The sequence below is a fragment of the Pseudomonas fluorescens genome (assembly GCF_902497625.1).
Classification (GTDB): Bacteria; Pseudomonadota; Gammaproteobacteria; order Pseudomonadales; family Pseudomonadaceae; genus Aquipseudomonas; species Aquipseudomonas fluorescens_BQ.
This window is the reverse complement of record NZ_CABVGX010000075.1, coordinates 1-12,181: the sequence shown is the minus strand read 5'-3', so window position 1 is coordinate 12,181 and position 12,181 is coordinate 1. Positions and strand designations below refer to the sequence as shown.

The 12,181-nt window shown below is 57.1% G+C and carries 6 protein-coding genes, 2 rRNA genes and 1 pseudogene; 3 read left to right on the top strand and 6 right to left on the bottom strand.

The features are described from left to right. A pseudogene (locus tag F8N12_RS26665) lies at nucleotides 1–324 on the bottom strand (energy transducer TonB); the annotation flags it as partial. A 220-nt stretch (nucleotides 325–544) separates the two neighbouring features. On the opposite strand from F8N12_RS26665, the gene mksB reads away from it, so the two are divergent. The 3 genes from mksB to mksF are packed head-to-tail and all read left to right on the top strand — an operon-like array spanning nucleotide 545 to nucleotide 5,347. Continuing rightward, on the top strand, nucleotides 545–1,819 hold the full coding sequence (mksB, locus tag F8N12_RS26660; RefSeq protein WP_191623226.1) for an Mks condensin complex protein MksB: 1,275 nt from the start codon (nucleotides 545–547) through the stop codon (nucleotides 1,817–1,819). After that, a complete protein-coding gene (gene mksE, locus F8N12_RS26655; RefSeq protein ID WP_150583045.1) occupies nucleotides 1,809–2,510 on the top strand; it encodes an Mks condensin complex protein MksE in 702 nt (233 codons plus the stop codon). Before mksB ends, mksE begins: the two co-directional genes overlap by 11 nt. After that, the gene (gene mksF / locus F8N12_RS26650) at nucleotides 2,507–5,347 is read left to right on the top strand and encodes an Mks condensin complex protein MksF (RefSeq protein WP_150583044.1); all 2,841 of its coding nucleotides are present in this window, start codon (nucleotides 2,507–2,509) and stop codon (nucleotides 5,345–5,347) included. Before mksE ends, mksF begins: the two co-directional genes overlap by 4 nt. Nucleotides 5,348–5,562: 215 nt before the next feature. Here mksF and F8N12_RS26645 read toward each other — a convergent pair whose 3' ends face one another. The 5 genes from F8N12_RS26645 to F8N12_RS26625 form a co-directional block, all read right to left on the bottom strand. After that, a complete protein-coding gene (locus tag F8N12_RS26645) occupies nucleotides 5,563–7,866 on the bottom strand; it encodes an intermembrane transport protein PqiB (protein ID WP_150583043.1) in 2,304 nt (767 codons plus the stop codon). Continuing rightward, nucleotides 7,859–8,482: a paraquat-inducible protein A gene (locus tag F8N12_RS26640; RefSeq protein ID WP_150583042.1), complete on the bottom strand. Its 624-nt coding sequence runs from the start codon at nucleotides 8,480–8,482 to the stop codon at nucleotides 7,859–7,861. Before F8N12_RS26640 ends, F8N12_RS26645 begins: the two co-directional genes overlap by 8 nt. Next, on the bottom strand, nucleotides 8,469–9,128 hold the full coding sequence (locus tag F8N12_RS26635) for a paraquat-inducible protein A (RefSeq protein WP_150583041.1): 660 nt from the start codon (nucleotides 9,126–9,128) through the stop codon (nucleotides 8,469–8,471). Before F8N12_RS26635 ends, F8N12_RS26640 begins: the two co-directional genes overlap by 14 nt. A 141-nt stretch (nucleotides 9,129–9,269) precedes the next feature. Then, nucleotides 9,270–9,385: ribosomal RNA gene (rrf, locus tag F8N12_RS26630) — 5S ribosomal RNA — on the bottom strand. A gap of 168 nt (nucleotides 9,386–9,553) precedes the next feature. Next, a 23S ribosomal RNA gene (locus F8N12_RS26625) occupies nucleotides 9,554–12,181 on the bottom strand; the annotation flags it as partial.

Sequence of the window (12,181 nt, the reverse complement as noted above, 5' to 3'; positions counted from 1 at the left end):
GGGTAACTCCACCAGCAGCAGGCACCGCCCGGCGCGCAGCAATTGCAAAGCGAAACGCGGCGGCGGCACGACCGGCGCCTTGGCGACGACGGGCGCCTCTTCTTCCTCGGTTTTGGCGTTGGTGCGCGTGCTCGCCAGCGACGGGCGCGGCACCTCGATTTTCACCCGCTCGGCAGGCTTGACCACGGGCTCCACGGGCGCATCGGCAACCGGCGTGGGGGCCACGGGCATGACAAGCACCGGTTCAGGCATCTCGAGCAACTCGGGACGCGACGGCGCGGCAAAGGGCAATTCTGTGCGCGGCAGCCAGTTGACCACCTGCATGGCGGTCAAATAAGCGCGGCGACGGGACTCGATTAACAAAGGTCGGCCACTTGTGGATAACTGAGGTGCGCCGATTCTACCGCCCTTCGCTGAAGATCGCCCGCGCTTGATCGACAGACTTTGACAACAGAAAAAGCAACAGCCCGTCCCGAGAGTGAATCGCATCGGCCGCGATGCAGTACAATCGCGGCTTTTCTTCGCCAACCAGCCGGCCATTCCGATGATCGAACCCAAGCGCGTCTTGCGCGCCCTCGCTGAACACTGGGCACTTCTGGAGCCACTGTGCGAGCACTTCGACCAAGGCACCCTGAGCCTCAACGAACTGCGCACGCAACTGGCCGCCCAGCAACTCGACAGTACGCCGCAGGACATCACCAGCCTGCTGGATGTGTGGATACGTCTCGACATTCTGGTGCCCGTGGCGAAAAGCCCGAACCGCTTCGAGCTCAACGCGCAGATTCACGATTTTCTAGCCTACCTGCGCCGTGAACACCGTCTGGGCCTGTGCCTGGAGATCGAAGCCTATTTGCGCCACCTGGAGCGTCTGGCCGGTTACATCCAGGATGCCTTCGACATTCGCGACGGCAACGACCTGGCACGTCAACTGCGTTTGCTCGATATGCGCGTACGCGACGTGCTGAAGAAACTCGCCAACGACGAGCAGGCCCTGGTGGCTGTTGCCGAACGCGCCAAAACCAGCGATCGACAGATCCCGCTGCGTCAGCGCTACGCCGAAGTGCTGGCGACCTGGGACGAATACGTCGAGCCGATGATTCAACTGGTCAACGCCGACGGCGCGTTCGAACAAGGCGTGCGCAAAGTCGAAAACGTCCTGCTGAAAATGCTCACCGAACAGCAACGCCTGGGTCATCTGGTCGATGACGACATGCTGCTGCGCACCCACGCGCGCATTCTGGAAATGCAGACCAGCGCGCAACTGACCTTGCGGCATGCCCGCGAACTGCTGCTCCCGTTGCGCGAAGAGGCACGTCGCCATAACGCCGTAACCCGTGGCGCCGCGCTGGCCCTCGCGGCGATCCGGCGTAAAGGTCTGGACGCGGTGCCGCAAGCGGCGATGCCGATGTTCACCCGTCCGCAAAGTACCTTTCTCGGCAGCGCCAGTCAGGTCGAAGCCTACGTTTACGCACTGGCACGTTTCGAGCCGAAACCGGCGCGGTTCCCCAAGGCCCATACCACCCGCAAGGGCGAAGCGCCGCGCGCGCCTCGCACCGTTCGCGAAATGCTCGAACGCTGCGAAGACGCCCTGCCGATGCCGGACCTGATGACCTGGCTGCTGGAGCAGGAACCGGACGGCGCCACCGACGAATTGCTGTATTGGTTCTCGCGCCTGTCGCGGGAGAAACGCTTCAAACGCGAGCGTCTGGAACGCCGCGATTACCACACCCATGAGCATCAGGTCAGCCTGCGCTCCTTCGCCCTGCTCTCGGCCCGCGACACCGCCGAGGATTCTGCGAGCACCCCTTATGCATCTTGATCTATCCGAACTGTCCCAGCTGGCGCCAATCTTCCGCGAGCTGTTCAAGGGCTACCACGTCAGTCGCCGCGATCCGGAGCTGTACGCGCAACTGTCGAACTTCCAGGACCAGTACCGCACGCTGTTCAAGGCATTGGGCTTTGAACTGGTCTGCGATACCCGCGGCTTCTACTATTTCGTACCGGACCTGGCCGCCGCAGCCGTCAACAAGACGGCGCAACGCCTGGCGCTGTTCACGTTCATCCTCGTCGAGCATCTGGCGGATCAGGGCCGTGACCCGATCGCCGTGCTCGACGGTGGCAGCCTCGGGCGTGACGAGCTGCCATCATTGCTGGAAAAATACCGTGACCTGTTTATCCAGGCCGAAGTGCTGACGGTCGAAGAACTCGAAGAAAAAATTATGCGCCGCATGACCCAGCTCGGTTTTGCCAGTGAAGAGACCGGCATCTACCGCTTCCTGCCGCCGATGCACCGCTTCCTCGATGTCTGCCTGTCGGTTCAACAGGACCGCGATCTGGCCGCCAGCCTTCACAGCGTCTTGCCGTTGCCGGTTCCGGTGCTGATCGATGACGACAGCGATGAAAAATTGCTGCAGACCGACGATCCGCTGGACCTCACGGACTTTGAAGAAGAAAGCGAAGAAGACGCCATGGCCCGTGCCATCGCCGAAGAACAGGAGACCGACGCATGAGTAAGGAACGCTACGGCATTCGCCGCTTCGCCCTTTTGAACACCGCCGGTTACAGCCTTGGTCTTTTTCCGCTGGAAGAACCCTTGTCGGTGTACGGCGCGAACAACCTCGGCAAATCCGCCTCGATCAATGCCTTGCAGTTTCCGATTCTGGCACGCATGTCAGACATGAGTTTCGGCAAGTACAGCCTCGAACAATCCCGGCGCTTCTACTTCGCCTCTGACACCAGCTACATCCTTGTCGAGGTGTCGCTGCCCCACGGTCCGCACGTAATCGGTGTGGTCGGCCGCGGGCCGGGCGGTGGTTTCGGTCACCAGTTCTTTGCCTACGCCGGCAAACTGGACCTGGCGCATTACCAGAAGAACGACACCTGCCTGCGCCAGAAAGAGCTGTTCACCAACCTTGAGCAGGAAGGCCTGAAAGCCTACGAACTCAAGCCGGATGAACTGCGTCGTTTGCTGGTCGGCGGTCACACGTCCATTCCACTCGACCTGACCCTGATCCCGCTGCGCTCCACCAGCGAGCAGAGCCTGAAAACCTTCCGCGCGTTGTTCATCAACTTGCTGCACATGCGCGAAATCACCGCAGCCAAGCTCAAGCAATTGTTCCTCGATGCGTTCGAACACAGCCTGCGCTCCGGCAGCGTCGATTACATTGCCGCGTGCGAAGAAGCGTTCCGCGATGTGCGCCGCATGGAGCAGGACTACAACTCGCTGGTGACCGCAGGTCCACTGGTTGAAGCGCTCGCGTCAGGCGTCGCACAGCGCAACATCCTGCGCGGCAAATTGCATCGCATCTCGCCATTGCTTGATTCCTTGCTCGGCACCTGGTCGGACTACGCCAGCGCGCGCAAGGAAGAGCTGACGATTCAGGCCGAGCATTACCGCAACGAACAGGACGCGCTGCAAAACGACCAGCGCGGCGGTACTCAAGAGCTGATGCGTCTGGAGCGGGAAATCAGCGGGATTCAGCGCTGGCTCGGCGAGTTGTCGGTGCTCAAGCATCGCTTCGCGCTGGTGACCGACGTCAAAGTCCTCGAACAGCAACTGCTCGCCGCCAAGGACGCCCACGATGAATTGGCTGGCGCACTGGCACAATCGCGGCAGTTCTCTGCAGAAGATCTGGAGGAGCGCCTTCGCGATCTGGAAAAGCGCCTCAAGTCGGTCAAGCAACAACTCGATCACGCTGACAACAACAGCTACGCGCGTTTGCGTGAGGAGTTCTCGCAGCAGGACGTCGAACGTCTGATGCGCCTGTTCAACAGCGCACTGTTCAGCCTGCCGCTGGGCGAACATGGCATCACTCTGGACGAGGACGGTCAGTGGGTAAAATCCATGGAGCTGATCCTCAACGGCTTCAAGGGCGAACGCTTCGAAGTGCCCGGCCTGTCCATCGACATTTCCCACATCGAGCCGCCGGCATTACAGGCCTTGGCTGACCGGGCGGCGCTGCGCGACCAGAAGGAGCGTCTGGACAAAGAACTCAAGCAACTGAAGACCCAGCAGGCTGTAGCAGCTGACCGCGCCGCGAGCAAAACCCAGACCGAAGCGCTGTACCAGCAAGTGCTGGACGCGCAGAAAGCGTTGGAAGATTTCCGTCGCGCGCAAACCCTGAGCGCCGAGGAAGACGACAAGCTCGAACAGCTGGCGCAGATGGAAGCCGCGCAGGACGAGTTGAAGCGTTCCAGCGATGCCTTTACCGAACGCGTCCAGCAGTTGTCGGCCAAGCTGCAGCTGGTCGGTCGCCAGATCGGCGACATGGAAGCCAAGCAGCGCACGCTCGACGACGCCCTGCGCCGCCGTCAACTGTTGCCGGCCGACATGCCATTCGGCACGCCGTTCATGGATCCGATCGACGATTCCATGGATAACCTGCTGCCCCTGCTCAACGACTATCAGGACAGCTGGCAGGGTTTGCTCCGCGCAGACGGTCAGATCGACGCGCTTTATGCACAGATCCGCCTTAAAGGCGTAGCCAAGTTCGACAGCGAAGACGACATGGAGCGTCGCTTGCAACTGCTCATCAACGCTTACGCGCACCGCACCGATGAAGCCCTGACACTCGGCAAGGCACGTCGCGCAGCGGTCACCGATATTGCGCGAACGCTGCGCAATATTCGCAGCGACTACGACAGCCTCGAGCACCAGCTCGCGCTATTCAACCGCGAGATCAACAAGCGTCAGGTCTCCAACCTGCAGAGCTTCCGCATCGTCCTCGCGCCGAACAAGGAAGCGCTCAAGCACATCGACCAGATCATCCACAGCGCCGGCCAATACGAGGAAGGCGAAACCCTCTCCGTGTTCGACCTCAACCAGAGCGCCGATCAGGACAACAAGAACGAAGAGGCCAAGGAATATCTGGCACGCCTTGTTGCGGCGAACCACAATCAGCTCGGTCTCAAGGATCTTTTCGAGCTGGCGTTCGAGATCACCAAGGTCAACGGCACGCCGGTCATCCATACCGACATCGACGGCGCCGCCTCCAACGGCACGACGATGACCATCAAGGCGCTGACCAACATGTATTTGTTGCTGCACTTGATGGACCGCGACCAGGCCGGCCGCGTGCGCTTGCCGTATTACCTCGACGAAGCGGCAGACATCGACGAAAAGAACCAGGCAGCGTTGCTGGAGACCAGTCTGCAACTGGGCTTCGTGCCGATTCTGGCAAGTGTGAAGCCGCAAGTTTGCGCCAGTGTGGCGATTGACCTGGAGGGTGGCAGCGGGCCGAACGGGATCTACATTGATGAGGCGGACTGGAAGTACATCCGTCGCCATGATGAGGTGAAGGCTGTGGTTAACGTTGAAGCAGATGAGCCGGAGCTGGACGCGGTTTGATCTGCGTTAATCGAAGGCATTAAAAAAGGCCGCGTTCCAATGGATCGCGGCCTTTTTTTGGGTATGTTTTTTAGTGATTGAGTTTACTTGAGGGCCTCTTCGCGAGCAGGCTCACTCCCACAGGGAGCTGGTGTCGATCACAAATTCTGTGGCCACGGCAAACCCCTGGTGGGAGCGAGCCTGCTCGCGATGGCGTTTGCAGGGACGCCAATAGTCTATTTACCAAGTGAAATCTTCGGCGCCCAGGTCAGCCATTCATCCTCGAACTTGTCAAACAGCGGGAATGTCTGCTGGGGACGCGCCGGGTTACCCATGCGCTCACCGTCCGGTGTAGCGAATGCGATGCCACCCTGAATCAAGGTCTCCAGCGATTCCGTCCGCACAGTCGCGCCCTTGAACAAACCGTAGTCGAGGCCGAACCCACTGGTGTTCCAGAAACGCGAACCGCTGCGCACCAATGGCGCGTACTTCGGTTCAATGAGGATATGCACAAGCACACGGTCAGCGGTCTGACCCAGTTCATAAGCCGTGACCTTGCCCACCGTCACCTCACGATATGTCACTGGAACGCCGGGTTTGAGAGAGCCGCGGCGCGCTGCGCTCAATACCAGGCTCAAGCCTGCTTCTTTGTTGACTACCTCCGGCGGATTAGCCAGAGCCACGAAGTTCTTTTGTGGACCGAGATTTTTCGCCGCGGGTTGCACCTCGATGTACTGCCCGGTCACCAGGGTTTCAAGATTGGACGTCTTGATCAGGCCAAGCTCAGGTTTTACCACCCAGAACTGGCTGCCGACCCGGGCGATGCGCTCCGGCACCTCAGTGATCCGTGCGGTCAGCAGTACCGATTGCAGGTCGTCGCTGAGATCGATGTCTTCAATCTTGCCGACATCCAGCCCCTTGAATCTCACTGGCGTGCCACTGCGCAGACCGTCCGCGCGATCGACCTTGATCGTCACGACTGTGCCTTTTTGATTAGCTTCGTCATGGTTGGCGTGCAGACGGAAGCGTGGAATGCGCTTCTGCAGCGGCGCATTGGCCACTGGCGTTTCAAAAGCAATCCCGCCAGCCATCAAGCTTTGCAACGACTCGCTTTTGACCTGAATCCCGCCGGTCAATCCGCCTGTCAGCGTAATGCCGCTGGCATTCCAGAACCGTGTCGAAGCGTTGACCAGACCCTCGTATTCTTTTTCGATGTGTACGCCGATGACCAGTTGCTTCTTGGTGCGGGAAAACTGGTAGCTCTGCACCGAACCAACTTTAACCTGCTTGTAGAGAATCGGGCTGCCGACTTCCAGCGAACCCAGGTTGTCGGTAAACAACACCAGATGCAGACCGGGCGAGCGCAGGTCAAGCGGGGGCGCTTTCGGTCGTGCAACAAACTCGCGCTGCGGTGCCGCCCCTTTGTCCCCAGGGCGAATGGCGATGTAGTTGCCCTTTACCAAGGCTTCGAGCCCGGTAATGCCCGCCAGGGAAATGGACGGTTTGACCACCCAAAACTGAGTGCCGTCGACCAGATAATCTTCGGCCAGTGGGTCGAGGGTCAACTCGGCGGTGGCCGCGGAAAGGTCCGGATCAATCTTCAGCGCCTTCAGATTACCGACCTGAATGCCTTTGTACATTACCGGCGTGCGACCTGCCTGGAGGCCTTCGAAATCGCTCAGTTTGACCTTTACGCGGATACCAGCGGCGGCGGCATCAAAATCTTCATACAAGCGAAATGGAAGGCTAGGATCAGTGGCCGGGCTGTCCTTGCGATTTTCCGGGGTAGCGAAAGCGATGCCCCCGGCGACAATGCTGGCCAGCGACTCGCTGCGTACCTTAACACCCGACAGGTTGGCGTCTATGCTGATGCCGCTGGCATTCCAGAATCGCGTATGTTTGCGCACCAGCTTGGCGTAGGTCGGCTCGATAAACACTTTGAGTTCAACGGTGCTCTGGTCTTCAGACAGCAAGTAGCTTTTGACCTGGCCGACTTTGATCTGCTTGTAAAACACCGGGCTGCCACGGTTCAGCGAACCGAGGCGATCAGCCTTGATGGTCAGGTGCAGGCCAGGCTGCGCATCAGACAGCGGCGGTTCTTCGGCGAGTGCTTTGAACTTGCGGATCGGCTCCCCTTCGCCGGGGCTGATTGCGACGTAATTGCCCGATACCAGGGTTTCCAGACCAGTGATACCGGCCAGGGTCACGCTCGGTTTAACCAGCCAGAAGCGCGTGCTGGTCTTGAGGTACTGCTCGACATCCTTGTTCATCTCGACGGTGGCGATCACTCCCTTGGAGGTGCCTTCATCATCGAGCTTGAGTGTCTTCACCTTGCCGACCGACATGCCCTTGTAAACGACTTCGGTTTTGTTGGCTTGTATGCCTTCACCGCTCTCGAAACGAACTTGAATCTCGATGCCGGTTTCATTGTAGGCACGCCAGCCAAGCCAGCCGCCGATGATCAAGGCGATCAGGGGCAGTACCCAGATGGCAGACCAGTTGGAAGCCGGTCGGGTTTTTGCTATAGGCAAATCAGTCATGGTCGTCGTCCGACTCCGTGTTATCCCAAATCAGTCGGGGATCGAAAGTTACTGCGGCAAGCATTGTCAGAATCACCACACTGGCGAAGGCGATAGCGCCGGGATTGGCTTCAACGCTGGCAAGGCGACCGAAATTCACGACCGCCACCAGGATGGCGATCACAAAGATGTCGAGCATCGACCAACGGCCGATGAACTCAATGAAGCGGTACATCCAGACCCGCTGGCGCGCCGAGAGCGGTTGATGGCGTTGAACAGAGAACAGCAGAAGCGCGAGGCCCACCAATTTGAACGTGGGCACCAGAATGCTGGCTATGAAGACCACTGCTGCGATCGGGATCATGCCGTGTTGAGCCAGTTCAATCACACCGGACATGATAGTGCTGGGCTCGCCCTTGCCTAACGAGGTAACCGTCATGATCGGTAGCAGGTTGGCAGGGATATAAAGAATTGCTGCGGTAATCAGCAGCGCCCAGGTGCGAACAAGACAATTCGGCCGACGGGCATGAACCACCGCGCCACAGCGTGTGCAGTTTTGCTTTGCGGTGTCTGCTTTCTGCCTGTTCAATTCATGACATTCAGTGCAAATCAGAATGCCTGCATCAATCGCCCGCATGGGCATCCTCTCCTGACAAAGCCTGCCAGATCTGGTGAGGCGACATCGCAACCTCCAGCCAGACCTGAACCAACAACAAACTGATAAAACACGCCAGACCAAGACCTACAGTGATCGCTGCCATGTCCGCAAGTTTAACGATCGCAACCAGGACCCCCATGAGGTATACCTCAAGCATTCCCCAGTCCCGTAAATGGTGGTAGATACGGTAGAGCAGCAGTCCATGACTGCGGCCGACATCAAAACGGATGGTCAGCAGTACAGCTAATTGGCAAAGCAGCTTAAGCAACGGAATGGCCATGCTGCACAGGAACACAACCAGAGACACGCCCTGCATACCGCTGTTGAACAGCCCTACGACACCCGTCCACACGGTGTCTTGCGACGACTGCCCGAGTAGATTGAGCTCCATGATCGGCAAAAAGTTCGCCGGAATGAACAACAACAGGGCGGCGATGACCAAAGCAAGGCTGCGTTGCACGACGTTGTGTCTGTGCGCATAGAGTTCAAAGCCGCACTGGGGACACTCTGCTTTTTCTCCACGCGATAGCTTCGGCTTGCGCATCAGCAAGTCGCACTCATGGCACGCTACCAACTCGTCCAGCGGTAATTCTGACAGCCCTGGGGCGTCAACCTTAACTGGCATAAAAGGCTCTGACTCCGAAAAAGTTGGGACCTATTCTAGTGTCATGATTCAAAAATAACTGTGCAAATTTGTTCGACCGTATTTTGTTGCGCCCAAAACAAAACCCCTACCTGCATAGCAGATAGGGGTTTCGGAATTTAATCTTGACGATGACCTACTCTCACATGGGGAAACCCCACACTACCATCGGCGATGCATCGTTTCACTGCTGAGTTCGGGATGGGATCAGGTGGTTCCAATGCTCTATGGTCGTCAAGAAATTCGGTAGCCAGGTCGTTTACCTTTCGGTTCACGCTCCAGCGAATGGGTATGTGATAGTTTTGTGTGCTGCTTGTGAGCAAAGCGTGCGAACTTTCGGTTCGTGTCGTCTTCACAGTCACCGCAATCTGGTGCTCGTTAGAGCAAGCAAATTGCTTGGGTGTTATATGGTCAAGCCTCACGGGCAATTAGTATTGGTTAGCTCAACGCCTCACAGCGCTTACACACCCAACCTATCAACGTCGTAGTCTTCGACGGCCCTTCAGGGGACTCAAGGTCCCAGTGAGATCTCATCTTGAGGCTAGTTTCCCGCTTAGATGCTTTCAGCGGTTATCTATTCCGAACATAGCTACCCGGCAATGCCACTGGCGTGACAACCGGAACACCAGAGGTTCGTCCACTCCGGTCCTCTCGTACTAGGAGCAGCCCCTCTCAAATCTCAAACGTCCACGGCAGATAGGGACCGAACTGTCTCACGACGTTCTAAACCCAGCTCGCGTACCACTTTAAATGGCGAACAGCCATACCCTTGGGACCGGCTTCAGCCCCAGGATGTGATGAGCCGACATCGAGGTGCCAAACACCGCCGTCGATATGAACTCTTGGGCGGTATCAGCCTGTTATCCCCGGAGTACCTTTTATCCGTTGAGCGATGGCCCTTCCATACAGAACCACCGGATCACTAAGACCTACTTTCGTACCTGCTCGACGTGTCTGTCTCGCAGTCAAGCGCGCTTTTGCCTTTATACTCTACGACCGATTTCCGACCGGTCTGAGCGCACCTTCGTACTCCTCCGTTACTCTTTAGGAGGAGACCGCCCCAGTCAAACTACCCACCATACACTGTCCTCGATCCGGATAACGGACCTGAGTTAGAACCTCAAAGTTGCCAGGGTGGTATTTCAAGGTTGGCTCCACGCGAACTGGCGTCCACGCTTCAAAGCCTCCCACCTATCCTACACAAGCAAATTCAAAGTCCAGTGCAAAGCTATAGTAAAGGTTCACGGGGTCTTTCCGTCTAGCCGCGGATACACTGCATCTTCACAGCGATTTCAATTTCACTGAGTCTCGGGTGGAGACAGCGCCGCCATCGTTACGCCATTCGTGCAGGTCGGAACTTACCCGACAAGGAATTTCGCTACCTTAGGACCGTTATAGTTACGGCCGCCGTTTACCGGGGCTTCGATCAAGAGCTTCGCGTTAGCTAACCCCATCAATTAACCTTCCGGCACCGGGCAGGCGTCACACCCTATACGTCCACTTTCGTGTTTGCAGAGTGCTGTGTTTTTAATAAACAGTCGCAGCGGCCTGGTATCTTCGACCGGCATGAGCTTACGGAGCAAGTCCTTCACCCTCACCGGCGCACCTTCTCCCGAAGTTACGGTGCCATTTTGCCTAGTTCCTTCACCCGAGTTCTCTCAAGCGCCTTGGTATTCTCTACCCAACCACCTGTGTCGGTTTGGGGTACGGTTCCTGGTTACCTGAAGCTTAGAAGCTTTTCTTGGAAGCATGGCATCAACCACTTCGTGTTCTAAAAGAACACTCGTCATCAGCTCTCGGCCTTAAGATCCCGGATTTACCTAAGATCTCAGCCTACCACCTTAAACTTGGACAACCAACGCCAAGCTGGCCTAGCCTTCTCCGTCCCTCCATCGCAATAACCAGAAGTACAGGAATATTAACCTGTTTTCCATCGACTACGCTTTTCAGCCTCGCCTTAGGGACCGACTAACCCTGCGTCGATTAACGTTGCGCAGGAAACCTTGGTCTTTCGGCGTGGGTGTTTTTCACACCCATTGTCGTTACTCATGTCAGCATTCGCACTTCTGATACCTCCAGCAAGCTTCTCAACTCACCTTCACAGGCTTACAGAACGCTCCTCTACCGCATCATCCTAAGATGATACCCGTAGCTTCGGTGTATGGTTTGAGCCCCGTTACATCTTCCGCGCAGGCCGACTCGACTAGTGAGCTATTACGCTTTCTTTAAAGGGTGGCTGCTTCTAAGCCAACCTCCTAGCTGTCTAAGCCTTCCCACATCGTTTCCCACTTAACCATAACTTTGGGACCTTAGCTGACGGTCTGGGTTGTTTCCCTTTTCACGACGGACGTTAGCACCCGCCGTGTGTCTCCCATGCTCGGCACTTGTAGGTATTCGGAGTTTGCATCGGTTTGGTAAGTCGGGATGACCCCCTAGCCGAAACAGTGCTCTACCCCCTACAGTGATACATGAGGCGCTACCTAAATAGCTTTCGAGGAGAACCAGCTATCTCCGAGCTTGATTAGCCTTTCACTCCGATCCACAGGTCATCCGCTAACTTTTCAACGGTAGTCGGTTCGGTCCTCCAGTTAGTGTTACCCAACCTTCAACCTGCCCATGGATAGATCGCCCGGTTTCGGGTCTATTCCCAGCGACTAGACGCCCTATTAAGACTCGCTTTCGCTACGCCTCCCCTATTCGGTTAAGCTCGCCACTGAAAATAAGTCGCTGACCCATTATACAAAAGGTACGCAGTCACCCAACAAAGTGGGCTCCCACTGCTTGTACGCATACGGTTTCAGGATCTATTTCACTCCCCTCTCCGGGGTTCTTTTCGCCTTTCCCTCACGGTACTAGTTCACTATCGGTCAGTCAGTAGTATTTAGCCTTGGAGGATGGTCCCCCCATATTCAGACAAAGTTTCTCGTGCTCCGTCCTACTCGATTTCATGACTAAGAGATTTTCGCGTACAGGGCTATCACCCACTATGGCCGTACTTTCCAGAACGTTCCGCTAATCTCAAAGCCACTTAAGGG